The sequence below is a fragment of the Micromonospora sp. NPDC048894 genome, assembly GCF_040649765.1.
Classification (GTDB): domain Bacteria; phylum Actinomycetota; class Actinomycetes; order Mycobacteriales; family Micromonosporaceae; genus Micromonospora; species Micromonospora antibiotica.
This window is the reverse complement of sequence record NZ_JBEZFY010000021.1, coordinates 15913-42006: the sequence shown is the minus strand read 5'-3', so window position 1 is coordinate 42006 and position 26094 is coordinate 15913. Positions and strand designations below refer to the sequence as shown.

The 26094-nt window shown below is 71.8% G+C and carries 20 protein-coding genes; 13 read left to right on the top strand and 7 right to left on the bottom strand.

The window, feature by feature from the left end:
* Window positions 1–168 precede the first annotated feature (168 nt).
* The 4 genes from AB0C22_RS29860 to AB0C22_RS29845 all read left to right on the top strand — a co-directional run bounded on the left by AB0C22_RS29860 (window position 169) and on the right by AB0C22_RS29845 (window position 5299).
* Window positions 169–1710, top strand: coding sequence for a cellulose binding domain-containing protein (locus tag AB0C22_RS29860; protein WP_357538251.1), 1542 nt, complete (start codon window positions 169–171; stop codon window positions 1708–1710).
* A 263-nt stretch (window positions 1711–1973) separates the two neighbouring features.
* Window positions 1974–3725 (top strand): protein kinase, encoded by a 1752-nt coding sequence (locus AB0C22_RS29855; protein ID WP_357538249.1) that lies wholly within the window; start codon window positions 1974–1976, stop codon window positions 3723–3725.
* Between the two features lie 453 nt (window positions 3726–4178).
* Window positions 4179–4952, top strand: coding sequence for a hypothetical protein (locus AB0C22_RS29850; RefSeq protein WP_357538247.1), 774 nt, complete (start codon window positions 4179–4181; stop codon window positions 4950–4952).
* Between the two features lie 200 nt (window positions 4953–5152).
* A complete protein-coding gene (locus AB0C22_RS29845; RefSeq protein WP_219465202.1) occupies window positions 5153–5299 on the top strand; it encodes a hypothetical protein in 147 nt (48 codons plus the stop codon).
* On the opposite strand, the gene AB0C22_RS29840 is transcribed toward AB0C22_RS29845, so the two are convergent.
* Window positions 5289–5876 (bottom strand): helix-turn-helix transcriptional regulator, encoded by a 588-nt coding sequence (locus tag AB0C22_RS29840; protein ID WP_357538245.1) that lies wholly within the window; start codon window positions 5874–5876, stop codon window positions 5289–5291. The two genes, AB0C22_RS29845 and AB0C22_RS29840, sit on opposite strands and share 11 nt — an antisense overlap.
* Before the next feature lie 47 nt (window positions 5877–5923).
* On the opposite strand from AB0C22_RS29840, the gene AB0C22_RS29835 reads away from it, so the two are divergent.
* A complete protein-coding gene (locus AB0C22_RS29835) occupies window positions 5924–6709 on the top strand; it encodes a class I SAM-dependent methyltransferase (protein ID WP_357538243.1) in 786 nt (261 codons plus the stop codon).
* A 50-nt stretch (window positions 6710–6759) separates the two neighbouring features.
* Here AB0C22_RS29835 and AB0C22_RS29830 read toward each other — a convergent pair whose 3' ends face one another.
* Complete coding sequence (locus AB0C22_RS29830; RefSeq protein ID WP_244251530.1) at window positions 6760–7104, bottom strand: GlsB/YeaQ/YmgE family stress response membrane protein; 345 nt, start codon at window positions 7102–7104, stop codon at window positions 6760–6762.
* Window positions 7105–7497: 393 nt separating this feature from the next.
* Between AB0C22_RS29830 and trpS the strand changes: the two genes are divergently transcribed.
* Entirely contained in the window at window positions 7498–8550 is a 1053-nt protein-coding gene (gene trpS / locus AB0C22_RS29825) for a tryptophan--tRNA ligase (protein WP_357538292.1), read from the top strand.
* A gap of 89 nt (window positions 8551–8639) precedes the next feature.
* Here the strand turns inward: trpS and AB0C22_RS29820 are convergent, their stop codons facing one another.
* Window positions 8640–9491 (bottom strand): SAM-dependent methyltransferase, encoded by an 852-nt coding sequence (locus AB0C22_RS29820; RefSeq protein ID WP_255597780.1) that lies wholly within the window; start codon window positions 9489–9491, stop codon window positions 8640–8642.
* A gap of 534 nt (window positions 9492–10025) precedes the next feature.
* On the opposite strand from AB0C22_RS29820, the gene AB0C22_RS29815 reads away from it, so the two are divergent.
* From AB0C22_RS29815 to AB0C22_RS29790, 6 genes are all read left to right on the top strand, one after another.
* Entirely contained in the window at window positions 10026–11072 is a 1047-nt protein-coding gene (locus AB0C22_RS29815; RefSeq protein ID WP_357538240.1) for an SMP-30/gluconolactonase/LRE family protein, read from the top strand.
* 33 nt (window positions 11073–11105) lie between these two features.
* Complete coding sequence (locus tag AB0C22_RS29810; protein WP_357538238.1) at window positions 11106–12809, top strand: PQQ-dependent sugar dehydrogenase; 1704 nt, start codon at window positions 11106–11108, stop codon at window positions 12807–12809.
* A 277-nt stretch (window positions 12810–13086) separates the two neighbouring features.
* Entirely contained in the window at window positions 13087–16920 is a 3834-nt protein-coding gene (locus AB0C22_RS29805; RefSeq protein WP_357538236.1) for a multifunctional oxoglutarate decarboxylase/oxoglutarate dehydrogenase thiamine pyrophosphate-binding subunit/dihydrolipoyllysine-residue succinyltransferase subunit, read from the top strand.
* A gap of 423 nt (window positions 16921–17343) precedes the next feature.
* The gene (locus AB0C22_RS29800) at window positions 17344–18456 is read left to right on the top strand and encodes an SGNH/GDSL hydrolase family protein (RefSeq protein ID WP_219465188.1); all 1113 of its coding nucleotides are present in this window, start codon (window positions 17344–17346) and stop codon (window positions 18454–18456) included.
* A 35-nt stretch (window positions 18457–18491) separates the two neighbouring features.
* Window positions 18492–19847 carry a cellulose binding domain-containing protein gene (locus tag AB0C22_RS29795; RefSeq protein WP_219465187.1) on the top strand — a complete coding sequence of 452 codons (1356 nt, stop codon included), beginning with the start codon at window positions 18492–18494 and terminating at the stop codon, window positions 19845–19847.
* Between the two features lie 149 nt (window positions 19848–19996).
* A complete protein-coding gene (locus tag AB0C22_RS29790; RefSeq protein WP_219465186.1) occupies window positions 19997–20728 on the top strand; it encodes a response regulator transcription factor in 732 nt (243 codons plus the stop codon).
* Here AB0C22_RS29790 and AB0C22_RS29785 read toward each other — a convergent pair.
* The 4 genes from AB0C22_RS29785 to AB0C22_RS29770 all read right to left on the bottom strand — a co-directional run bounded on the left by AB0C22_RS29785 (window position 20662) and on the right by AB0C22_RS29770 (window position 24997).
* A complete protein-coding gene (locus AB0C22_RS29785; RefSeq protein WP_357538233.1) occupies window positions 20662–21612 on the bottom strand; it encodes a polyphosphate polymerase domain-containing protein in 951 nt (316 codons plus the stop codon). The two genes, AB0C22_RS29790 and AB0C22_RS29785, sit on opposite strands and share 67 nt — an antisense overlap.
* Window positions 21609–22202, bottom strand: a complete 594-nt coding sequence (locus tag AB0C22_RS29780; RefSeq protein WP_357538231.1) for a DUF4956 domain-containing protein — start codon at window positions 22200–22202, stop codon at window positions 21609–21611. Before AB0C22_RS29780 ends, AB0C22_RS29785 begins: the two co-directional genes overlap by 4 nt.
* 136 nt (window positions 22203–22338) lie before the next feature.
* Complete coding sequence (locus AB0C22_RS29775; RefSeq protein ID WP_219465184.1) at window positions 22339–23730, bottom strand: carbohydrate-binding domain-containing protein; 1392 nt, start codon at window positions 23728–23730, stop codon at window positions 22339–22341.
* 286 nt (window positions 23731–24016) lie between these two features.
* Complete coding sequence (locus tag AB0C22_RS29770) at window positions 24017–24997, bottom strand: NAD(P)-dependent alcohol dehydrogenase (RefSeq protein ID WP_357538290.1); 981 nt, start codon at window positions 24995–24997, stop codon at window positions 24017–24019.
* Between the two features lie 114 nt (window positions 24998–25111).
* Here AB0C22_RS29770 and AB0C22_RS29765 point away from each other — a divergent pair, with 114 nt between their 5' ends.
* Complete coding sequence (locus AB0C22_RS29765; protein WP_357538229.1) at window positions 25112–25819, top strand: TetR/AcrR family transcriptional regulator C-terminal domain-containing protein; 708 nt, start codon at window positions 25112–25114, stop codon at window positions 25817–25819.
* The last annotated feature ends 275 nt before the right edge of the window (window positions 25820–26094 follow it).

The following is a 26094-nucleotide window of genomic DNA, read 5'->3' as shown; positions in this document are numbered from 1 at the left end:
ACGCCGACCGGGGCCGCAGCCACCAGCTCCGGACCCGGTCGGCGTGGGCCGGCCTGCGGCGACCGGGCGTCGTGGTCGACCAGGGTGTGGGCGGCGCCACCGTCGTGGCCGATTCTTGCCGATGCTTCTGCATGTTCCCGGGGCGGCGGAGTCACTTGACTCTTGGTCATGACGCAAACCTGGAAAGCGACCCCCCGCTCGGTGGTCGCCGGTGTGCTGCTCGGCACCACGGTGCTGGTCGGCCCACTGACGGCGGCCTCGCAGGCCGCGCCCAGCCAGCCGTTCGGCACGTCGGCGACGACGCCGACGTCCGAGAACGGCCGCTCCCTGCTCGACCTGATCCCGGCGCAGACCCGGGACCGGATGATCGCCCAGACCCCGCTCGTCGACGCCGCCAACGTCATCCGCACCGCCGTCGACGCCGGCACCCCGCGCGGCTACGCCGGCATCGGGCTGGTGGACGACCATGTCACGCTCTGGTGGAAGGGCACCCTGCCCAAGGACGTCGCGACGGCGGTGACGACCGCTCGCCGCACCGCCCCGGTCGAGGTGGTCGCGGCCACGTACTCCCGTACCGAGTTGAAGAAGGCGGCGGCGAAGCTCACCCCCGTGGTGGACGCCGACCCGAAGGACGCCGCGCACGCCGTCCGGCTCCGTACCGACGGTTCCGGCATCGAGGTCGCCGTCGACCCGAAGGCCGGCGCGAAGCAGCCGAAGCTGCCGGCGACCGGGGTCAGCACCCGGACGGTCGTCCGGGAGCGGATGGTCGAGCGGTCCCGTTACAACGACTCCGCGCCGTACGACGGCGGAATCGGCATCGGCCTGACCACGTACGCCTGCACCGCCGGCTTCGGTGTCCGCAACTACACGACCAACGTGGGCTACCTGCTCACCGCGGAACACTGCGGCCCCATCGGTCAGCCCTGGCACGTCGGTTGGAACACCAACACCAACACCGGCACGTTGATCGGCTACTCGGTCGCCAGCAACGACGACCACGACACCATGCTGGTGTCGACCTCGTCGCCGGGCAGCCACATCTATGTCGGTGGGCAGAACGACGAGGTACGCGCCCAGGTGACCGGCTGGACCCAGGTCTTCCCCGGTCAGCTGCTCTGCCAGTCGGGTTACACCTCGGCCGGTGAGATCGGCGGCCCGGTCTGCAACCTGCGGGTCGACTTCCACTACGACGACATCGAGGACCTGGTCGAGGCCACCCAGCTCGACGGCGACGAGTCGGCCCGGGGCGGCGACAGCGGTGGGCCGGTCTACTCGGTCAACGCCAACGGCACCGTCCTCGCGGCCGGCACCACCACCCGGTCGGCCGGTCCCGGCTTCGGCTTCCAGGACTTCGCCACCGCCCGGGACGACTACGGCGACATCCGGCCGGCCACCGCCCTCGCGAGCACCTGCCGGGTGTCGTACGTGGTGACCAACTCCTGGAACGCCGGCTTCAACGTCAGCGTCACCGTCTACAACGACGGCCCGGCCGTCAACGGGTGGTCGCTCGGCTGGACCTTCCCCGGCAGCCAGCTGGTCCAGGGTTACTGGAACGGCGTCCTCCAGCAGACCGGCGCTGCGGTCACGGTGGGCAACGAGAGCCACAACGCCAGCATCCCGACCAACGGGGCGGTCAGCTTCGGCTTCACCGCCAGCGGGTCCCCCACCGTGCCGGCACCCTTCAAGCTCAACGGCACCACCTGCAACTGACCCCCTCCCGGCCGTCCCTGGGCACCTCACAGGAAGCGGCGCAGCAGTCTGGTCGTCCGCCACGATCCGGGTGACCACGAAGAGGGCCCCGCCGGTCATCCCGGCGGGGCCCGTCGTGTTCGTCCGCGCCGGTGGGCCCGCCGACGGCACCGGCGGTCCCGGGCTGGCGGGCGATAGGCTGCCGACGGTGTCCGAGTGATCTGAGGGGTACGCGTGAGTGGCGCAACGGTTCGCGGGCTGGTCGTGGTCTGCGGGCAGCCGACGTGAACGACGGGCTGCGTCCCGGCGACCCGGCCCGACTCGGGGGGTACGAGCTGCTCGACCGCCTCGGTGAGGGGGGCATGGGCAGTGTCTTCCTGGCCCGGTCGCCGCAGGGACGCCGGGTGGCGGTGAAGGTCGTCCGTCCGGAGCTGTCCCACGACGACGAGTTCCGGGGCCGGTTCCGCAGTGAGGTGAACCGGGCCCGCCAGGTCCCGCCGTTCTGCACCGCCGAGGTGCTGGACGCCGACCCGGACCACGACCCGCCCTACCTCGTGGTGGAGTACGTCGAGGGCCCCAGCCTGGCCCAGGTGATCCGCGACGGTGGGCCGCTGGGCTCGGCGCAACTGCACGGCATCGCGGTCGGGGTGGCCACCGCGCTCACCGCGATCCACGGTGCCGGGGTGATCCACCGGGACCTGAAGCCGGCGAACGTGCTGGTGGCACCCGGCGGGATCAAGGTCATCGACTTCGGGATCGCGCGGGCGTTCGAGGCGACCAGCCAGCACACCCGGACCCACCAGATGGTCGGGACCGTCTCGTACATGGCGCCGGAGCGGTTCGACACCGCGTCCGGTCGGGCGGTGGGCCCGGCCGCGGACATCTTCGCCTGGGGTGCCGTGGTCGCCTACGCCGCGACGGGCCGGAATCCGTTCGGGGGTGATTCCGCGACCGCGACAGCGATGCGGATCCTCACCCAACCGCCGGACCTGACCGGTCTGCGGGGGCCGTTGCGGGAGCTGGTCTCCCGGGCGCTGGAGAAGGACCCCGACGTGCGGCCCACCGCGCGGGAGCTGCTCGACGGGCTGTTGACGGTCACGGCCCCGGCGGGCGATCCGGCCCCGGCGGGCGATCCGGCCTCGGCGGGTGTTCCGGCCCCGGCGGGTGTTCCGGCCCCGGGGGGTGTTCCGGCCCTGCCCGTCGCGCCGTCCTCCGCCGGTGCCGACCGACCGTCGGCCGGGTCGCCGGCACCGGTCGCGGCAACCGGCGTCCCCGGCGACGGCCCGGGTGACCCGGCGTCGGCGTCGGGTGGCTCGGGCGAACCGTCGGCGGCGGGGGTGGACGTGGCGGGTCGACGGGTCTCGTCCCGGCGTCGCCTGTTGGTCGGGGTGGGGGCGGCCGTCGCGGTGGTCGCGGTGCTGGTGTCGGTCGCGGTGTTCGGACCGCGACTGGTCGGCGACCGGTCGACCCCGGATCCGACCGGCGCGGCAGCCGGTGGCCCGACGACGGGTGGCCCGACGACCACCGCATCCGGATCGGGTACGCCACCCGCGTCGCCGTCCGCCGCGTCGCCGTCCGCCCCGGACCGTACCCGGGCCATCCTGGCCGGGCAGCGGCAGATCCTGCTGCACGTGGTGGAGATCGACCGTGACCTCTCGCTGCCGTTCGACGGTGTGGTGGGGGTCGGCGACGGGACCACGCCGGACGCCCGTTTCGTGCTCGACCCGGTCGGCGTCGACTTCATGATCAGGTCGCTGAACCCGCAGATCGCCCACCGGCCCTGCCTCGGCGTCAAGCTCGACGCGCAGGGGTACGCCTCCCTGGTGGGCACCGACTGCGAGCCGACCGCGGCGACGCTCTTCGGGATCTCCCGGGAGGGCAAGGACGACAAGGGGCGACTCGCCTACGCCATCGTCAGCGAGCAGTACGGCGTGGTGCAGTGGAGCCCGTCCCAGAAGAAGATCTATGTGGAGGTCCTCGGCGACGCCCCGGTGGGCACCACGTTCAGCCTGGTCGACCGGGGCGCGGTCGGCTAGCTGGGGAGCCGTGCGCCGCGACCCGGTCGGGTGGGGGGCGGTGCCGACCGGGCTCCGCGGGCCGGGAGCGACCGGCTCGCCCGGGCCCACCAGACGTGCTGATGTCTGTCGATGTTGCCTGATCGGATCCGGTCGTGCTGGAATGGCTCAGATCGCCGCAGCACGGGGGCAACCGCGCTGGCAACGGTGAGCACGGGAGCAGCGCAGTGCCGGCACCGCGCCAGTTCGGCAGCCGCGGGTGCCGCATCGCCGGGCCAGCACCAACGGCGACGGGCAGGTGTCCCGTCGTCGGTGTCCCCGCCTCGCCTTCCCGTACCCGCCGAGACCGCCCCACCTCTGACCGCCATGGGCGTCCGACGCGCCCGGGACGAGGCCGGTGGTGCTCGGGCCGGCCGGGATTTCCCGCTGAGCCCTGCCCGCGTGGTGGGGGTCGGCCGTCATGGAGGAAAGACCATGCGCAGTTTCCTCGCGGTGTTCACCGCCGCCCTGATCCTCGGCACCGCAGCCGGCAGTGTCCCGGCCGGCCCGTCGACGGCCGCCGAGCGGTCGTGCCCCCGTGGCCTGCTGTTCTGTGAGGACTTCGACCGGCTGCCCCTCGGGGGTCCCCGCACGGTGAACTGGGGCGTCGACACCCGCCACGGCACGCTCACCGTCGAGCGCGCCCGGCGCGGCAACCAGGTGCTGCACCTGCACGCGGTCGACAACGGACGCGCCTTCCTGCGGGTCGACGACTTCGCCGCGCCCGGCAACCGCTTCTACGGGCGGATGCGGCTGCGGGTCGACGCCTTCCCCACCGCCCCGGACTGGGCGCACTTCACGCTGGTCGAGGCGACCGGCACCGGCAGCACGGAGGTCGTCCGCCCGGTCGGCGGCCAGTACGCGCCGACCGTCCCCGGCACCTTCTGGGGGGTGGGCGCCGACGGTGGCCCGACCGGCGACTGGACCAACTGGCGGGAGTCCGCCCCGGTCGTCGAGGACACCTGGCAGTGCTTCGAGTGGCAGCTCGACCCGGCGGACAACCGGGTCGCCGTGTGGATCGACGGCGTGGCGAACCCGGACCTGACCGCCTCCACCACCGCACACGGCGGCAACGACGTGCCCTTCGTGTTGCCCACGGTCGACACCGTGAAGATCGGCTGGCAGCTCTACCAGGGTGGCACGACCCCGGGCGCGTTCGACCTGTGGATCGACGACATCGCCCTGTCCACCAAGCGGCTCGGCTGCTGACACCTGCCGGTTGCGCCCTCCGGGCGGGACGACGATCCGTCGTCGTCCCGCCCCGGACGGGTGTAGGGCGGGACAGGTCGACCCGGGACGGTTGCCCGGGGGTGGGTTTCCCGACCGGGCTGTCCGGGGTGGGTTTCCCGACCGGGCTGTCCGGGGTAGAGAGCATCCCGCCCGTTCGTCAGCCTCCTGAGGGGACAGTCATGTCGGCACAGGCGTTTCTCTATGTCATCGCGGTCATCCTGCTCGTGCTCGCCGCCCTGCCGATCCCCACCCGGGGGTTCTCGCTGGCCCTGCTCGGGGCGGCGTGCGCGCTGCTGGCCTACGCCTGGCCGGTGATCACCGCCTAGCCGCCGGGCGGCCCGGATGCGGCTGGTGTGGGCCGAGGTGGCTGCGCTCGCCCTCGTGGTCGAGGATGCAGAGGATCTCGGCCGGGCCGTCGTGCGCGCCGAACGCGTGCGGGACCAGGGTGGAGAACTCGGCGGCCTCGTTCGTGCCGACGAGGATCGTCCGGTCTCCGAGGCGCAGCTCGATGGTGCCGGAGAGCACGGTGAACCAGTCCCGGCCCGGGTGCACCCGCAGGTCGGTCGGGACGTCCCGGGTGATCCGCAGCTTGGCGACGGTCTGGTTGCTGTCCCGGGAGAGCAGCCAGGTGGTGACGCCCCGGTCCTCGTCGCAGTGTGGACGGATCACGACGTCGTCGTCGGCGTCGGACTCGACCAGCCGGTCGAGGGTGATGCCCAGCACCCGGGCGATCGTGGCGATCTGGTCCAGGGCGACCCGCCGGTGTCCGGTCTCGATCCGGCTGAGCGTGGACGGGCTGATCAGGCAGCGGTGGGCCAGCTCGTCCAGCGACCAGCCTCGGGCCACCCGCAGGCTGCGGATGCGCTGCCGGACCAGGGTCTCCAGATCCTTGTCTTGCCTCATAGGCAAGATGCTATGCCAGCGAGGCATGGTCGGGCTACCGTTTCCCCATGGCACACGACCATCTCATCGAGCTGCTCGACCTGGACGCGGAGGTGCTCCACGAGTATTTCCGCGACGTGATCGGCTGGGTCGGCCGCGAGGCCACCGCGCAACCCCACGTCGTCGACCTCGGTGCCGGCACCGGCACCGGCTCCCTCGCCCTCGCGCGGGAGCTGCCCGGCTCCACCGTCACCGCGGTCGACCTCTCCCCGGAGATGCTGTCCCACCTGCGTGACCGGGCCGACGCGGCCGGGCTGGGCGACCGGATCCGCACCGTCGAAGCCGATCTCGACCAGCCCTGGCCCGACCTCGGGCCGGTCGAGGTGATCTGGGCCGCCGCGTCGATGCACCACATGAAGGATCCGGCGACCGCGCTCGCGTCCGCGTACGGCATGTTGCGGCCGGGCGGTCTACTGGTGATCGCCGAACTGGAATCGTTCCCGCACTTCCTCACCGGCACCCCGGACGAGGAGGTGGAGCGGCGCTGGCACGCCGAGGCGGCGAAGCGGCGGCAGGAGGCGGGCCTGCACATGCACGAGAACTGGGGCGAGCGGATGAGGCAGGCCGGATTCACCTCGGTCACCGAGCGGCACTTCGACATCGACCTGCGTCCACCGGTACCGGCCGCCACCACCCGCTACGCGCAGGCCACGCTGAGCCGGATGCGCCACGGGCTGGAAGGGCGGCTCTCCGCCCTGGACCTCGCCGCGCTGGAGCAGACCGTGGCAGGTCTGGCGACCCGTGCCGACCTCAGCGTCCGTACCGGGCGGACGGTCTGGCTGGCCCGCCGCTGACGCACCGGTTCCGTACCGCCCGGCCGTGGCCCCGCCCGACCCGCACCCGGTCAGCTCCGGGTGCGGGTCCTGGTCCGGGTCGGTCGCCGGCGGTCGTCGTCGCCACCGGCGAGCCGCGTGTAGGTGAGCATGTTCGCCACGGCGACACCGACCACCCCGAAGCCGACCTGGAGCGCGAGCACGATCCAGTCCCAGCGCAGCACCCAGACCTGCACCGGAGCGTCGTCGGCGATGCCCAACGCCCGGGCGACCACGGTGCCGAGCACGGCCGCACCGACACCGATGACGAAGGTGGCGAAGACACCGATCCGTTGCCGGCCGGGCAGCACCAGCCGACCGAGCAGGCCGACGAGGGCACCGATGAGCACCGCACCGAGATAACCGGTCACCAGCATCGAGTCACTCCCTCCCGAGGGTGGGGGAGTACATGCCCGCCCGGCGTACCACCGGAAACCTCCGCACCGCGCGCCCGGCCCGGGTCGGACCGGGCCGCGCGGTGCACCGCAGGCCCGCGCCGACCGGCCACGTCCGGCGTGCGCCCGCCGGCACGGCGAGGTGTCCTTCAGGTACGCCCACGGCGTCGGGCCGGTCCAGTGGTGGCAGGTCAACGCCTCGGACGGTCATCCGATCCCCGCCGATTCGGTGCGCGGTCGGAATCGCGTCGCCGGTGTCCGAAGTGGGGTCCGTGTCATCATGGCGTCGAGACCGACCCTTCAGGAGATGGTGTGAATTCCGCCGTACCCCAGACCGAAGATGCCGGTGCCGCTGCCTCAGCCCGGCCGACCGACGTGCTCGGGACATCCGCCGCGCAGGCCCGCAGCGCCGCGCTGGAGGAGCTGATCCGTAAGGACCCGGGGCAGTTCCGGGTGCTCACCGGTGACCGTCCCACCGGCCGCCTGCACCTCGGTCACTTCTTCGGCACGCTGCACAACCGGGTCCGGCTCCAGGAACTCGGGGTGGAGCTGTTCGTGGTCATCGCGGACTACCAGGTCCTCACCGACCGCGACGTGGCGGACAATCTGCTCCAGCACGTCGAGGAACTGGTCCTGGACTACCTGGCCATCGGGGTGGACCCGGCCCGCAGCACGATCTTCACGCACGGGGCGGTGCCGGCGCTCAACCAGTTGATGCTGCCGTTTCTCAGCCTCGTCTCGGTGTCGGAACTCAACCGCAATCCCACCGTCAAGGACGAGATCTCGCATTCGCGGCAGTCCGCCGTCAGCGGCCTGATGTTCACCTATCCCGTCCACCAGGCCGCCGACATCCTGTTCTGCAAGGCGAATCTGGTGCCGGTCGGCCAGGACCAGCTTCCGCACCTCGAACTCACCCGGACGATCGCCCGTCGTTTCAACGACCGGTACGGCTGCGGCAAGGCGGTGTTCCCCCAGCCCGACGCGCTGTTGTCGAGTGCTCCGCTGCTGCTCGGCACGGACGGCACCAAGATGAGCAAGAGCCGGAACAACGCCATCACCCTGGCCGCCACCGCCGACGAGACCGCCCGCCTGGTCAAGGGGGCCAAGACCGACTCGGAGCGGCACATCAGCTACGACCCGGCCACCCGACCGGAGGTGTCGTCGCTGCTGCTGCTGGCGGGCCTGTGCCAGGGGCGTACCCCGGAGCAGGTGGCCGCCGACATCGGGTCGGCGGGGGCGGCGGCGCTCAAGAAGGTCGTCACCGAGTCGGTCAACGAGTACCTGGCCCCGATCCGGGCCCGTCGGGCCGAGTACGGGCAGGACCGCGCCCACCTGCGGGCCATCCTGGGTGAGGGCAACGAGCGGGCGCGCGCGGTCGCCGACGCCACCCTCGCCGAGGTGCGGGCGGCGATGAACACCTGCTACTGACGTCGGCCGTGGCCGGTGGCGTGCTCGGGGAGCCGGCCGCCGGCCACGGGTGTGGCCGGCGGCAGGTCACCGACGGCAGTGCCCGACGTTCAGACCTTGCGGGCCACCCCACCGACGATGGTGTGGTAGGTGGCGGTCTGCCGGGAGTCGTCCTCGCCGTCCGGGTGCCACTCGGCCAGCGGGACCAGCCCGGGCGGGATCAGCTCCAGGTCGCCGAAGAAGCCGAGGATCTCGTCGCGGGTACGCCACCGGCCGGTGCCCAGCGTCTCGTTGAAGACCTTCTCCACCGCCCGCGCCTTCGCGGAGACCTCGGGCTGGGTCTCGCCCGGGTCGTAGAAGTGCGAGATGGCCAGGTAGCTGCCGGTGGGCAGGGCGTCGATCAGCCGGCGGGCCACCCCGGCGGGATCGTCGTCGTCGTGCAGGTGGTGCAGGATCGCCAGGAGCAGCAGCCCGACCGGCTGGTCGAAGTCGATCAGCTTGCGGTCGCGCATCTCCGCCAGCAGCTCGTCCGGCTGCCGGACGTCGGCACCGACCACGGTGGTGGTCCGGGCGTCGGCGAGCAGGGCCCGGCCGTGGGCGAGGGCCATCGGGTCGTTGTCCACGTAGACCACCCGGGCGTCCGGGTCGACCTGGTGGGCGATCTCGTGCACGTTGCCCCGGGTGGGCAGGCCGGAGCCGAGGTCGAGGAACTGGCGGATGCCGGCTTCGGCGGCCAGGTAGCGGACCGACCGGCGCAGGAAGGCCCGGCAGGCCCGCCCGGCCTCCGGACCGTCCGGGGTGACCTGCATCGCCATCTGGGCGGCCTCCCGGTCGACCGCGAAGTTGTCCTTGCCGCCGAGGTAGTAGTCGTACACCCGGGCGATGCTGGGCCGGGTGGTGTCGACGCCCGGCGGCGCCACCTTGTCGCTCGTCAACGCTTCGATCCCTCCGAACAGGGCCATGGTCGGTGAATACTGGCGGGGAGACCACGACACCCATGGCTGCCGAACCGGTGCCGGCCCACGACGTGGGTCGGATCTGCCCTGAGGGTAGATGAGCGCGCTCCCATCGTCGATTCCGCCTCTGTCGGTAACGCGGCAGGAGAGTGCGAATCAGGACTGTCGGTGCGTTTGCGCGACCCGATCGGCGTCCACAGTCGACCGGTCCACGATGGTCGGCGGCGGAACGTCTCCGCCGTCGCGGCGGCGGGCCGCGCCGGAGCGACCGGACGGACGCGGGGAAATCCATCGACCAGACCCGATCACCATGTGGACCGGCCCGGTGGCCGGTGTCCGGAAGTTCCCGGCGGTCCATCGGTATTGACCAGCATCTTAGTAAGAAATCCGGATCATTGCCGGGATCGGTGGATCGCCACCCATGCGGTGGGGTGGTTCCTAATTTATGCTGCCCGTAACACATCGATACCGGTGTATCAATGCCGGTGCCACCCCGCGACCGCCAACGACGGCCGCTCCGTTCGCCGATCGGAGTTCCCGATGGTCCTGCAACCGGCCGCCACCGTGCTGGCCAGCCTCCTGCTCGCCCTGCCCGCCGCCGTCCCGGCGGGCCCCGACACCGCGCCCGCACCGTCGGCCGGTCAGCCCGCCGCCCTCGCCGGCCCACCCGGCGCACCGCCCGGTGTCTGCCCGACCGGCACCGGATACGGCCCGCCGCTGCCGTCGACCTCGGTCACGGCCACGAAGATCCGTGGCGGCTTCGCCTTCCTGGAGGGCCCCGTCTGGATCGCCGACCGGGGCTACCTGCTCTTCTCCGACATGGCCGCGGCGACCGGGTCGGAGTGGGTCCAACCGTCCACGATCAGGCGGTTCACCCCGCCGGCCACCTTCGACACCTTCCTCGGCAATGCGGGCAGCAACGGGCTCGCGCTCACCCCCGACGGGCAGCAGCTCGTGGCCGCCACGCACGACCAGCGCAGCGTCTCGACGTACCGGCTCGACAACCTGGCCCGGGGGGTCGTCGCCGGCAACTACCAGGGGCGGGCGTTCAACTCGCCGAACGACGTGGCGGTCCGCTCCGACGGCGTCGTCTACTTCACCGACCCCAACTTCCAGCGCGGCAACCGCCCCGACCAGATGGGCGGGCGGACCAGCGTCTTCCGTGTCTCGAACGGCCAGGTGTCGCTGGTCGACGACGCGCTGCGCCAGCCCAACGGCATCGCGCTCTCCCCGGACGGCGGCACCCTCTACGTCGGCGCCTACGGCGAGAACAAGATCTACAAGTACGCCGTCCAGCCCGACGGCAGCACCGGCCCCCGCAGCGTGTTCGTCAACTACGTCGGGGGTCCGGACGGCGGCACGATCGACTGCGCCGGCAACGTCTACTGGACGTCCGGCGGCGACGGGCTGGTGCACGTCTACTCGCCCACGGGCAGCCAGCTCGGCACGATCCGGTCCGGCCCCAGCGGCACCACCAACGTGGCGTTCGGCGGGTCCGACCGGCGCACCCTCTTCGTCACCTCGGGCCGTACCAACGACTCCGGCCTGTACAGCGTGCGGCTCAACGTGCCGGGCTACCCGTACTGACCACGACCAGGCTCTGAGAAAGGGACGTATCGCGTGCGAATCAGTCCTCGTCATGCCACCCTGGCCCTGTTGACCAGCGCCTGCACCATCCTGGCCGGCGCACCCGTCTCCGCCGGCCCGCCGACCGCGCCGACCGGGACGACCCTCGCCCGGGCCGCCGCCGACACCCGGCCGCCCACCGCGCCGGGCTACCTGCGCAGCAGCAGGCTGACCTGTCAGTCCGTCACGCTCACCTGGTCCGCGTCCCGGGACGACGTCGGCGTCGCGTACTACGACATCTACCACGACGGCCAGCTGGTCACCTCGGTAGCCGGCAACACGCTCACCGCCACCCTCACCGTCGCCCAGGGCGTCACCTGGGGGTGGTACGTCAACGCCCGGGACGCCGCCGGCAACGTGTCGCAGGCCAGTGCCACGCTCTCCGTGACACCGCCGTTCTGCCAGTCGGACACCCAGCGGCCCACCACCCCGACCAACCTCGCCGGCACCGCCAACGGCACCGACGTGACCCTGACCTGGACGGCGTCCACCGACAACGTGGCGGTCACCCGGTACGACATCCTGCGCGGCGGGGTGACGGTCGGCTCGGTCACGGGCACGGCCGCCAACCCGCCGGCGACCTCGTTCACCGACACCGGGCTGGCCGCCGCAACCGATTACCAGTACACGGTCGTCGCCCGGGACGCGCAGGGCAACACCTCCACGGCGAGCAGCGCGGTGACCGTGCGCACCGGGTCGGCCTGCACCAGCGCGGTCTGCGGCACGACGGTGGTCACCACCGAGCGGGACCTGCCGTGGGGGCTGGTGCAACTGCCCGACGGCACGGTGCTCTACGGCCGGCGCGACCTGTTCGACGTCGTCGCGATGAATCCGGACGGCAGCAACAAGCGCAGCATCGGCACGGTGCCCAACGTGGCCGGCACCAACGGCGAGGGCGGGGTGCTCGGCCTGGCCGTGTCGTCGAGTTTCACCACCGACCGCTGGCTGTACATCTACCACACCACCACGACCGACAACCGGATCGTCCGCATCCGCTACGACGGCACGTTGCAGACCGGCACGGTGCAGGTGCTGGTCACCGGCATCCCGCGCAACAAGTACCACAACGGCGGGCGGCTGCGCTTCGGCCCCGACGGGATGCTCTACGCCGCCACCGGCGACGGGCAGAGCCCGGACCGCGCCCAGGACGTCAACGACCTGGGCGGCAAGGTGCTGCGGGTACGCCCCGACGGCACCGTGCCGTCGGACAACCCGTTCGGCAACGCGGTGTGGAGCTACGGGCACCGCAACCCGCAGGGCCTGGCGTTCGACTCCCGGGGCCGGCTCTTCGAGCAGGAGTTCGGCAACAACGTCATGGACGAGACCAACATCATCGTCCGGGGCGGCAACTACGGGTGGCCGGCCTGCGAGGGCACGGTGGGGTCCTGCGCCAACCCGAACTTCATCGCCCCGGTACGCACCTACCCGGTGGCGGAGGCGTCGTGCAGCGGCCTGGCCATCGTCCGGGACGTGCTGTATCTCGGCTGCCTGCGGGGCAACCGGATGTACCGGGCGGTGATCAGTGGGAACACCCTCACCGACGTGCAGCAGTACTTCGTCGGCACGTACAGCCGGCTGCGGACCGTCGAGCCGACCCTCGACGGGAACCTGTGGTTGACCACGAGTACCGGCGGCGACAAGGACAGCATCCCCAACAACAGCAACGAGCGGATCCTCAAGGTGACCCTGGGCAGGTAGCCGGGTCCGCTGCGCGTCCGGTAGCCGCGACCGCGTTCCACCGGACCACCACCTGCGGTGCGGTCGCCGACCATCCCGGTCGGCGACCGCACCGGCCCGGGCCCGCAGCTGACCCCCGGCGGAGCGGGACCGGACTTCCGGTGGAGCGGGATCTGCCGGTGGGCCGTGTCCACAATGCTGGGACGTGTCGGCGTAGCCTGAATCGGACGTGGTTTCCGTCCACCGTGATGAGACCGTCGCGTGCCGTCAATCTGAGGTGAAAGAGGCGAACCCGGCTGTGTCGACCCAGCAGACCTCGCAGGACAATCCGCTCGCGGATTTCGGTCCCAACGAGTGGATCGTCGACGAGATGTACCAGCGCTATCTGGCCGATCCGACGAGCGTCGACCATGCCTGGCACGACTTCTTCGCCGACTACCGACCGCCACCGGCCACGCCCACCCCGCCACCGGCCTCGACCGCCCCGCCAGAGGACGCGGCCACCCCGCCTCGGGACGCCACCCCGCGAGAGGGCGGGGCCGCGCGAGAGGGCGGGGCCGCGCCGCGGGCGGCGGCTGCGCCGGATGTGGTGAGGCCCGCGGACGCCCACGCCGGGGCGGCGACCGGGGCGAGCGCACCGACCCCGCCGACCGCCCGGGCCGGGCAGGCTCCCGCGTCCGGCGAGCGGGCCGGGTCGCCCGGTGGGCGGTCCGGCGGAACCCGGGCGACCGGTGGGAAGACCTCCGGCGGTGGCGCGGCGGGTGACCCGGCCACCGCCGCGAGCACGGTCCCGCTGCGCGGGGTCGCGGCCCGCATCGTGCAGAACATGAGCAGCTCGCTGCATGTGCCGACCGCCACCAGTGTCCGCGCCGTGCCGGCCAAACTGCTGGTGGACAACCGCATCGTGATCAACAATCATCTCGCCCGGGGCCGGGGTGGCAAGGTCAGCTTCACCCACCTGATCGGTTGGGCGCTGGTGCGCGCGGTCGTCGCGCATCCGGAGATGAACAACTCCTACGCCGAGGTGGACGGCAAGCCCGCGCTGGTGCAGCCGGAGCACGTCAATCTCGGTATCGCCATCGACCTGGCCCGGCCGGACGGGACCCGCACCCTGGTCGTACCGTCGATCAAGAAGTGCGAAAGCATGGACTTCCGGCAGTTCTGGCAGGCGTACGAGGACGTGGTCCGGCGGGCCCGGCGCGGCGAGCTGACCATGGAGGACCACTCGGGCACGACGATCTCGCTGACCAACCCGGGTGGCATCGGCACCGTGCACTCGGTGCCCCGGCTGATGCCCGGCCAGAGCGCGATCATCGGCGTCGGCGCGATGGAGTACCCGGCGCCGTACTCGGGCATGTCCGACGAGACGCTTGCCGACCATGGCATCAGCAAGGTCACCACGTTGACCAGCACGTACGACCACCGGGTGATCCAGGGCGCGCAGTCCGGCGAGTTCCTCAAGACGGTCCACGAGTTGCTGCTCGGTGAGCACGGCCTCTACGACGACATCTTCACCTCGCTGCGCATCCCGTACGAGCCGGTGCGCTGGATGCGGGACGTGGCCCGGACCTCCGAGGGGCAGATCGACAAGGCCGCCCGGGTGATCGAGCTGATCCACGCCTACCGGGTGCGCGGGCACCTGATGGCCGACACCGATCCGCTCGAGTTCACGATCCGCCGGCACCCCGACCTGGACGTCCTGCAACACGGCCTGACCCTGTGGGACCTCGACCGGACCTTCCCGGTCGGTGGCTTCGCCGGCCGGCAGAAGATGCGGCTGCGCGACGTGCTCGGCGTCCTGCGGGACACCTACTGCCGCCGGGTCGGCGTCGAGTACATGCACATCCAGGAGCCGGAGGAGCGTCGCTGGATCCAGGAGCGCATCGAGATCAGGTACACCAAGCCGGACCCGGACGAACAGCAGCACCTGCTCAACCGGCTCAACGCCGCCGAGGCGTTCGAGACCTTCCTGCAGACCAAGTACGTCGGTCAGCGTCGCTTCTCGCTGGAGGGTGGCGAGTCGCTGATCCCGCTGCTCGACGAGGTGCTCCAGGCCTGTGCCGAGGGCGGCTTCCACGAGCTGGTCATCGGCATGGCCCACCGGGGCCGGCTCAACGTGCTCGCCAACATCGTCGGCAAGCCGTACGAGAAGATCTTCAACGAGTTCGAGGGCCAGATGGACCCGGACTCGGCGCACGGCTCCGGCGACGTGAAGTACCACCTCGGGCAGACCGGCAGGTACACCACGCCCGACGGCCAGCACTGCACCACCGTCAGCGTGGTGGCCAACCCGTCGCACCTGGAGGCCGTCGATCCGGTGCTGGAGGGCATCGTCCGGGCCAAGCAGGACCGGCTCGACCTGGGCCTGGAGGGCTACACGGTGCTGCCGGTGCTGGTGCACGGTGACGCCGCGTTCGCCGGGCAGGGGGTCGTCGCCGAGACGCTCAACCTGTCCCAGCTGCGTGGCTACCGCACCGGCGGGACCGTGCACGTGGTGGTCAACAACCAGGTCGGCTTCACCACCGCCCCGGAGTACAGCCGTTCGTCGCTCTACTGCACCGACGTGGCCCGGATGATCCAGGCGCCGATCTTCCACGTCAACGGCGACGACCCGGAGGCGGTGATCCGGGTCGCCCGGCTGGCCTTCGAGTACCGCCAGGCGTTCAACAAGGACGTCGTGATCGACCTGGTCTGCTACCGCCGCCGTGGGCACAACGAGGGCGACGACCCGTCGATGACCAATCCCCGGATGTACGAGATCATCGATGCCAAGCGCAGCGTCCGGAAGATCTACACCGAGGAGTTGATCGGCCGGGGCGACATCACCGTCGAGACCGCGCAGCAGCAGCTCCGCGAGTACCAGGCTGAGCTGGAGCGGGTCTTCAAGGCCAGCCGGGACGTGGCCGTCGCGCCGTCGCGGGCCCGCCCGTCCTGGTCCGCGGCGCCCGAACAGCAGGTCGACACCGCCGTCGACGCGGCGGCCGTCCGTGCGGTCGGCGAGGCGCACCTGCACCTGCCGGAGGGGTTCACCGCGCACAAGCGGGTCCAGCAGGTGTTGCAGCGGCGGGCGCGGATGGCGGTCGAGGGCGGTATCGACTGGGGCTTCGGTGAGCTGGTCGCCTTCGGCTCGCTGCTGACCCAGGGCGTCACCGTCCGGTTGGCCGGCCAGGATTCGCGACGCGGCACGTTCACCTCACGGCACGCCGCGGTCGTCGACGCGGCCACCGGGGAGTCGTACCTGCCGCTGTCCCGCCTGGCCACCGGCGACGCCCGGTTCTTCGTGCACGACTCGCTGCTGAGCGAGTACGCCGCCATGGGCTTCGAGTACGGCTACTCGGTGGAGAACCCCGATGCGCTGGTGCTCTGGGAGGCGCAGTTCGGTGACTTCGCCAACGGTGCGCAGTCCATCATCGACGAGTTCCTCTCCTCCGGCGAGCTGAAGTGGGGTCAGCGGTCGTCGCTGGTGCTGCTGCTGCCGCACGGGCAGGAGGGGCAGGGGCCGGACCACTCGTCCGGGCGGCCGGAGCGCTTCCTGCAACTGTGCGCGCAGGACAACATGCGGGTCGCCATCCCCAGCACCCCGGCCAACTACTTCCATCTGCTGCGCCGGCAGGCCCTGTCGGCCAAGCGCAAGCCGCTGGTGGTCTTCTCGCCGAAGTCGCTGCTGCGGCACCGGCTCTGCGTCTCGGACGTGGCGGCCTTCACCACCGGCGGTTTCCAGCCGGTGCTGGACGACGGCGGGCCGGGTGTCGAGGCGCCGTCCGCCGAGAGGGTCAGGCGGGTGCTGCTCTGCTCCGGCAAGGTCTACTACGACCTGGTGCAGGCCCGCGCCGACCGCGGCATCGGCGACACCGCCATCGTCCGGCTGGAGCAGCTCTACCCGCTGCCGGTCGGGGAACTCCGGGCGGTGCTCGACCGGTACCCCCACGCGGAGGACGTCGCCTGGGTGCAGGAGGAGCCGGCCAACCAGGGTGCCTGGTCGTTCGTGGCGCTCAACCTGGTGGAGCACCTGGACGGGGTGCGGCTGCGCCGCATCTCCCGTCCGGCCGCCGCCGCCCCGGCGGTCGGCTCCGCCAAGCAGCACGAGGTCGAGCAGGCCGCGATCATCGACGCGGCGCTGCCGCAGCCCTGAGGTACGGGTGACGAACGGACGGGGCGGCTCGCCGGTGTGGTGAGCCGCCCCGTCCGTCAGGGTTCGGGTGGTGGGGTCAGCCGGTGACCTCGGTCGTGGCGTACGTCTCGCGGAGCGGACGGGTGTCGCGGTGTCGGCCCGTCCGGGTGCCCGGTCGCCTTCCGTCGGGGGTGGCTGGTGGGCCGAACTGGACCAGGTCAGCGACAAGTATTTACAATGGTCTTTGTTAACGCTCACACCCGTCCCGGTGCCGAGACCACCTCGTCCTGTCGAGGTGGCGATCGGCGTGTGCCCGGCGGGACCGGCGGCCGGCGGGCTGTCCGGTCCGGCCGCCCCGCGTCACCGACGTGCCGCCCCTCACCACGGTGGCCGTCCGACCGGCCCACGCCCTCGGCCAGCTCCACCGATCCAGGGGAGAAATCCATGCGAACGAGGGCACGATGGCTCGCGGCGCTCGCCGTACTCGGCGTCATGACCGCCGGGGTGGTGACACCGACCGGCCCCGCCCACGCCGAATCCAACGGCGGGGTACGGGTGATGCCGCTCGGCGACTCCATCACCGAGGGCACCCAGGTGCCGGGCGGCTACCGGATCGGGCTCTGGCAGCGCCTCGCCGCCGGCCGCTACACGATCGACTTCACCGGATCGCAGTTCAACGGGCCGGGCAGCCTCGGTGACCACGACCACGAGGGGCACCCCGGCTGGCGCATCGACCAGATCGACGCCAACATCGTCGGCTGGCTGAACAACCAACGGCCGCAGACCGTGCTGCTGCACATCGGCACCAACGACATCCTGCAGAACTACAACGTGGGCACCGCGCCGAACCGGCTCTCCACCCTGATCGACCGGATCACCACCACCGCACCCACCGCGGAGGTGTTCGTCGCGCAGATCATCACGCTCTCCAACGGCAACCAGGCGGCGGCCGCGCGTACCTTCAACGCGGCGATCCCGGGCATCGTGCAGAGCAAGGTGAACGCCGGCAAGCGGGTGCACCTGGTCGACATGCAGAGCGCCCTGTCCACCGCCGACCTGATCGACGGCATCCACCCCACCTCCGGCGGCTACGACAAGATGGCCGCCCGCTGGTACAGCGCCCTGCAGTCGGTGCCCGGCAGCATCGGCAACCCGGGTAACAGCGGCGGACAGACCACCACGATCGTCGGCACCCCCTCGGGCCGGTGCGTCGACGTGCCCGGTTCCGCCACCACCAACGGGCTCCAGCTGCAGCTCTGGGACTGCCACGGCGGCACCAACCAGCAGTGGACGTACACCTCCGGCCGGGCGTTGACCGTGCTCGGCACCAAGTGCCTGGACGCCGCCGGCTACGGCACCACCCCGGGCACCCTGGTCACCACGTACGACTGCCACGGCGGCACCAACCAGCAGTGGAACCTCAACGCCAACGGCACCATCACCGGCGTGCAGTCCGGCCTCTGCCTCGACGCCAACGGCGGGGCCACCGCCAACGGCACGAAGCTCGTCCTGTGGACCTGCAACGGCCAGGCCAACCAGCAGTGGAGCCGGCGGTAGTCCGCAGCCCCCGTCAACCGAAGGAGAGGCCCGAAGTGACGCTACCGACAGATCGACCCCCGACCCCACCCCCGGCCGGCCGCCGGACCTCCGTACCCCGGTTCGTGAGCTGGCTCTCGGCGGGCCTCGTGGTGCTCCTCGGCCTCGTGGCGACCGCGAGCATGCCGCACGCCGCGGCGGCGGCGGACAACCCCTACCAGCGTGGCCCGGACCCGACCCCGGCGAGTGTGGCCGCCACCCGGGGGCCGTTCGCCACCACGCAGGCGACCGTGCCGGCGGGCAACGGCTTCAACGGCGGGTTCGTCTACTACCCGACCGACACCAGCCTGGGCACCTGGGGCGCGGTGGCGATCGTGCCCGGGTACTCCGCCCTGTTCGCCAACGAGGAGGCCTGGATGGGCCCCTGGCTGGCGTCCTTCGGTTTCGTGGTGCTCGGGATCGAGACCAACAGCCGTACCGACGGTGCTGACGCCCGGGCCACCCAGCTGCTCGCGGGGCTGGACTACCTCACCCGGACCAGCCCGGTGCGCAACCGGGTGGACCCCAACCGGCTCAGCGTGATGGGCCACTCCGCGGGCGGGGCCGGCACCCTGCTGGCGGCGCTGCGGCGGCCGTCGCTGCGGACCGCTGTCGGCCTCGCCCCGGGTACGCCCGGCAACAACCTGAACATGTCGACCACCCAGGTCCCCACCCTGCTCCTGTCGGGGCAGAACGACGGCACCGTCACCCCGTCCTACGTGCAGGGCATCTACAACACGCTGCCCGCCGGGGTGGAGCACGCCTGGGCGGAGCTGGCCGGCAACGACCACCTGTCGTTCACCCGGTCGAACCCGACCGAGATGCGGCTGCTGATCCCCTGGCTCAAGATCTTCCTGGACTACGACACCCGCTACACCCAGTTCCTCTGCCCGCTGGCGAACAGCACCGGCGTCTCCCGGTACAGCTCCACCTGCCCCCTGGTGCCGCCGGGCGGGCCGACGACCCCGCCGACGACCCCGCCGCCCACCACCCCGCCGCCGACCACGCCTCCGCCCACCACCCCGCCGCCCACCACGCCTCCGCCGACCACCCCGCCGCCGACGACCCCGCCGCCCGGCACCGCCTGCACCGCGACGTACCGCACGATCGGCTCGTGGTCGGGTGGCTTCCAGGCTGAGGTCACGGTGACGGCCGGCAGCGCCGCCGTCGACGGCTGGACCGCCCGTTGGCAGTTGGGCAGTGGACAGGGCATCAGCCAGGTCTGGAACGGCACGCTGAGCACCAGCGGCTCGACCGCGACCGTCCGCAACGTCTCCTACAACGGTGCGCTGGCCCCCGGCACCTCGACGACCTTCGGCTTCCTCGGCACCGGCACGCCGACCAGCCCGTCGCCGACCTGCACCAGCCCCTGAGTGCGTCGGTCGCCCACCCGTCGGCACGACGGGTGGGCGGCCCGGTGCGCCACGGGTGGCACGACCGGCAGGTTGCTCACAGCTGATCCACAGCCGACTGCGAGGCCACTCCCCACCATGTCCCGTACGAACAGTGCGTGATTACCCCGATGTCCAGGGTGCTCGTCGTGGACGACGACCCCCATCTCCGGGCGCTGCTCTCGGCGACGCTGGGAAGGCACGACTTCGAGGTCCGGGTGGCCTCCGGCGGCCGGGAGGCGCTGGTCGTGGCGGCGGACTTCGAACCGCACCTGGTGGTGCTCGACGTGGTGCTGCCGGATCTCGACGGTCTCCAGGTCGCACGGAGCCTGCGTGCGGGTCCCGGTCCGGGAGTGCCGGTGCTGTTCCTCACCGCCCGTGACGAGGTGGCCGACCGCATCGCCGGGCTCACCGCCGGGGCCGACGACTACGTCACCAAGCCGTTCAGCCTGGAGGAGCTGGTGCTGCGGGTGCGGGCGGTGCTGCGCCGCTACCGGGCGGATCAGGGCACCCAGGACGGCGGGTTGCTGCGGTACGCCGACCTGGAGCTGGACGAGCAGGCCCACGAGGTACGCCGGGGCGGGCACCCGGTGCCGCTGTCGCCCACCGAGTTCAACCTGCTGCGGTTCCTGCTCGCCAACGCGGGCCGGGTGGTCAGCAAGGCGCAGATCCTCGACGGGGTGTGGAACTACCGCTTCGGTGGCGACGGCCGGATCGTCGAGTCGTACGTCTACTGCCTGCGGCGGAAGATCGACCGCTGGGACCCGCCCCTGATCCACACCGTCCGGGGTGTCGGTTACGCGTTACGGCTGCCCCCGCGGGCGCAGGATGCGGCGGGGTCTGTTGCGGGGCCGCCCCGGTGAGACGTCTCCTGGCGCGCGCCCGGATCCCCGTGGAGGGTGGGGTGGAAGTGCCGACGTAGGGTGCGCTGCCAACGCCCGGCGGGCAGGTCGGGGTCGAGGGCGGCCAGCCCGGTCGCGTACTTGGAGATGGCCACCGGGCGGTGACCCTGCCGCCAGAGCAGCCGGTCGACGTGGGAGGCGGTGGAGCCGGTCTTCGTCTCGATGATGGCCAGTTCGGGCAGCGCCAACCGACGGCCCCGGTGATCCTCCCAGCGCAACGCGACGTCGATGGTCGCCCGGCTCGCGGTAGCCGGTAGATAGAGCGTGCTGCGCAGGTAGCTGGTGGTGAGGGTCGGCGCGAAGGTCAGGGTGGGGCCGGTGCGCAGCGCCGCGAGCACCCCGTCGACGAACGACCGCCCGGGGGTGAGGGTGCCGCTGTCGTCGGGACGGTAGGGCAGCCGTTCCTTGACCGTGCCGCCCCGGGTGCCCTCCGTCTTCACCTCCAGCCAGCAGAGGCCGGAGTCGAGGTACGTCCTCGTCCTGATCTTGAAGCGGCGGCGGCGTCGGCGGGCGGTGAGCCGGAAGCTGACCAGGTCGGCGGTGTCGAAGTAGATCGACTCGTAGCGGAACGCGCGCCTGCCGTCGATCTCCAGCACCTGGTCGGTGTGGTCGAGCCCGGCGAGCAGGTGCGGCAGCTCGGCGAGCGGAAGGAGGTACTTGCGGTCGAACCGGGTCTGTAGCGCGGCGCGTTCGGTCAGTTCCGCGAGCCCGATCGGCGTGAGCTGGGCCAGCGCACCGGTGAGCGGGGTCAGGACCGCGATGGGCGGGGTCAGGACCGCGGTGGGCGGGGCCAGCGCCGCGGTGAGCGGGGTCAGGGCCGCAGTGGGCGGGTCGGAGGCGGTCACCGGGCGGCGCCCGCGTCGACCGGCCGCCGCCCGCCGGTGGCGGTGACCCTGGGCCGCGAGTAGCGGACGTCCACGATCGTGGTGTCGTTGACCAGGTCGACGCGCTCGACGTTGACGTTGTGCACCCGGGCGCCGAGCAACTGCTCCAGGTGTGCGGTGAGGGCGACCGAGTCGGTGACCGCGCTGTCCAGCACGATGACGTGCCGCCGGTACCGGCGCAGCAGTCGGGGGTGGTCCCCGACGAACATCACGGCGAGGATCAGCACCGTCAGCGCGCCGACCGTCAGGACCGAGGTACCGGAGAGCGGGCCGAGGATGCCGAGCGCGAGCGCCGAGAAGTAGTACGCCACCTCGTGCTGGTCGAGTTCCGTGGACCGGAGCCGGATGATCGACAGCACCCCGAACAGCCCCAGCCCGAGCCCGGCGCCGACGGTGCTGCTGCTCAGTGAGCTGGCCACGGCGAACACGCCGACGTTGACGCCGAGGTAGGCGACCACCAGGTCCCGTCGTCGGTGGCGCGGGAAGTACAGCGCGAAGACGAGCAGGACCACGGCGACCAGGTCCACTCCGGCCAGGACCAAGCGCGACATATTTGCTCCTTGGGGTGTCCGCCGGCCGTTTGCCGTGTGCGGCGTCCGGCGGTGTGGCATCGGATCTGGCGGTGGTGCAAAGGCGGGCCGGTGGCGCGGTTCGGGCCCGGGCGGGCCCGAACCGCAGGGCCCGGACTCAGAACCGCCCGTACCGGCCGGCGGTGACGCCGGTCAGCACCCGGGTGGCGCCGGTGATGCTGCCGCCGGTGTAGAGACCGCCGACATTGGTGCCGGTCACGCTGCCGCCGGTGTAGATGTCGTACCGCTGGCCGTTGGTGATCCGGTTGGACGAGAAGACGACCTCCCGGACGGTGGCCGAGGTCCGGTACGAACCCAGCACCGTGCTGCCGGACACCACGTGCACGATGGTGTTGGCGGCCAGGTTGGCGTTGAACCGGGGGGCCACCCAGCCCTGGCCGGTGTTCGGCACCGCCTGGAACACGGCCAGCGAGGTCAGCGCCGCGCCCACCACCGTGCCGCCGGTGAAGGCGATCGGGCCGTCGGCGTCGATCGCGCCCTCGCCGCCGCCCCGGGTGCTGGAGCCCCGGGCCACCACGGTGCCACCGGCGAAGGTGAGCGACCCGTTGGAGTCGAAGCCGTCCGTGCCGCCGCTGGCCACCACCGTGCCGCCGGTGACCTTGATGAACGCGATCGCGGACGGCTCCATGTGGCCGAGGCCCTCCTCGGCGGCGTTGACCGCGTCGTCGCTGGCCACGACGGTGATGTTGCCGCCGCTGATGGTGGTCCGGAGTCCTTCCAGCGCTTCGTAGGACCGGGTGACGTTGATGGTGCCGCCGGAGATGTTCAGGACGTTCTCGCCCTTGATGGCGTCGTCGGCGACCGAGGCGGTGATGGTGCCGTTGGTGATGGTGAGCACGCCCTTGCCGGCCTCGGTGTCGTTGGACTTGAGCCCGTCGCCGCCGGACGAGGTGACGGCGATCGTGCCGCCGTTGACGGTGAGGGAGTCCTTGCCCCGGATCGCGTCGTCCACCGCGTTGACGGTGATGGTGCCGGACTGGATGACCAGGTCGTCCTTGCTGACGATGCCGTCGGCGTGGTTGGCGCGCACGGTCAGCGCGCCGGTGCCGCCGATGGTCAGGTCGGCGGCGCTGAACAGGGCGGCGTCCGGCTCCCCGGTGTTGGTGTACGTCGCCGCGTCGGTGAGGTTGTTGCTGGTGCCCGCGGCCAGGGTGACGGTGACCGCGCTGGCGTTGGTCACGTACAGCGGCGAGGAGGTGGAGTTGGTGATGGAGGCGCCGGCGAGGACGAGTTCCACGGTGCCGGTGATGGCGGTGTCGACAGCGATGTGGCCGTTGTTCAGCGTGCCCCTGATCTCGTAGGAGCCGGGCGCGGTGATGGTGACGGCGCTGCCGGCGACGGTGACGTTGCTGCCGGTGACGCTCGCGCTGGAGCCGTTGAGGGTGATCGTGGCGGTCGCGGCGGCGACGGCGGCGACGGCGAGCGGGCCGGCCAGCAGGGTGGCGGTGAGTCCGGCCAGGACGGCGGTACGACGTGCGGTGGCTGTCATGGGGGGTCCTGTTCCTCGGGGCGGGCGGGGTGGGGCGCGTCGGGCCCGGGCGCGGTGCGGACGCCTCGAAGGCCGGCCGTCGGTAGGGTGAACGGCGGATGAACGAGGCATTGCATCGACGATGGTAAATGAGATTCGTCGCTCGCCGACAGTGCTGGAGCAGGAAATCGAAGCGCTTTCACCATTGCCAGCTGACTGACAGGTGATATTGACGGAACTCTGAGCCGGGCACGCTTGACCGGGGAATCGGGAGCCTGCCCGGCCGGGCCGGCGGATGGCGGGCCGGTCAGATGGTGATGACCACTTTCGCCCTGGCGTGTTCGCCTTCGAGGTAGCCGATGGCATGGGGCACCTCGGGCAACGGATAGGTCCGGTCGATCACCGGTGTGAGGTGGCCGGCCTCGGCGTGGGCGCGGAGCGTGTCGAGGTGCTCCCGGCCGGGGGTCGCCGTCAGGACGACGACGCGCTGCCGGACGAGGGGGGCCAGCAGTCGCCCCCGCGCGATGAGCCGGACCGGCCCGAGGAGGCTGCCGCCCCGGTACACACCGCCGCCGGAGAGCACCAGCGTCCCGGTCGGGGTCAGTGCCCGCCGCAGCGCGGTGAGGCTGCGGTTGCCGACCAGGTCGAACACCGCGTCGTGGCGGTCCCCGTGGGTGAAGTCCTCGCGGGTGTAGTCGACGACGTGGTCGGCGCCGAGCGAGTGGACCAGGTCGACGTTGCGGGTGCTGCACACCCCGGTCACCGTCGCGCCCAGCACCCTGGCGAGCTGCACGGCCAGGGTGCCGACACCACCGGAGGCGCCGTTGACGAGCACGCGCTGGCCGGGCGCGACCCGGGCCGCGTCCCGCAGCCCCTGGAGCGCGGTCACCCCGGCCAGTGGCAGGGCTGCCGACTCCGGCGCGGTCAGGTTCGCCGGCTTCGGCGCGACCAGGGCGGCGGGGGCGCACACGTACTCGGCGAACGCGCCGTTGGCGTCCCCGAGGTCGCCGAACACGCTGTCGCCGGGGCGCAGGTGACGCACGTCGACGCCGACGGCCTCGACCCGACCGGCGAAGTCGCGACCCCGGATGCGGGCCCGGGGCCGCGTCAGGCCCAGCGCCAACCGCGCCATCCGGGGATCGCCGCGCATCACGTGCCAGTCGTACGCGTTGAGCGCGGCGGCCTCGACCCGCACGAGCACCTCGTCGGCGGTGGGCACCGGCACGTCGACGTCCGCGAGGGTCAACGTCTCGGGGGGCCCGTACCGGTCCTGCACGATCGCCTTCATCTCGCCCTCCTCGGAGTGTACGCCGTACACCAGATGTCGACCACGGTAGGTGTACGGCGTACACCTGTCAATGCCGGTTAAGGTTTCCCTCGCCGACCGAGGACAGGGACCGAGATGGCCGAGCAGGCTGAGACGCTGCGCCGGACGCCGCTGAGCAGGGACCGCATCCTGCGCGCCGCCGTCGTGCTGGCCGACGGGGCCGGAATCGAGTCGCTCAGCATGCGCAACCTCGCGCAGGAACTGGGCGTCGTGCCGATGGCCCTCTACAAGCACGTGGCCAACAAGGACGAACTCCTCGACGGCATGATCGACGTGGTGGTCGGCGAGATCGAGCCGCTGACGACGGGCGTCGGCTGGCAGCCCGCCATCCGCCGACGTGTCCTGTCGGCCCGGCAGGTGCTGCGTCGGCACCCCTGGGCGTCGCTCGCCATCGAGTCGCGCACCATGGCGACGCCGGCCGTCCTCGGCTACCTCGACTCGATGATCGGGGCGCTACGCGCCGGTGGCCTCTCCACCGACCTCACCCACCACGTCATGCACGCCATGGGCAGCCGCATCCTGGGCTTCAGCCAGGAGTTGTTCGACGCGTCCCGGCAGGCCGGCCGGACCGGACCGGCCGCCCCGACGCCCCCCGCGCCCCTGCCGCCGGAGGTCGCGGCGCGGTTCCCGCACGTCGCCGAGATCGCCGAGGCGGCCTCGCACGACGACGGGTCCGTCGTGGGGCAGGGCTGCGACGACCAGTTCGAGTTCGAGTTCGCGCTGGACCTGCTGCTGGACGGCATCGAACGGCTGCGCGCGCAAGGCTGGACGTCGGCGCGCTGATCAGCTGAGGTCGGCCCGCCGCTCACCGGCGTGTCACCCCGGACCGCCCCGACGCCGATCGGCCACCGTCCCGGCCCCGACCGCCCCGACGCCGATCGGCCACCGTCCCGGCCCCGACCGCCCCGACGCTGGTCGGCGACCGTCCCCGACCGGGGCCCTGACGCCGACCGCCCGGCCCCGATATCGACAGGCGGCCTGGTGAAAACGTTTTCGCCGGGCGCGTTCGCCATTTCGACGCGCGCACCATTTCTTGCTCTCCCAACATATAGCGGACG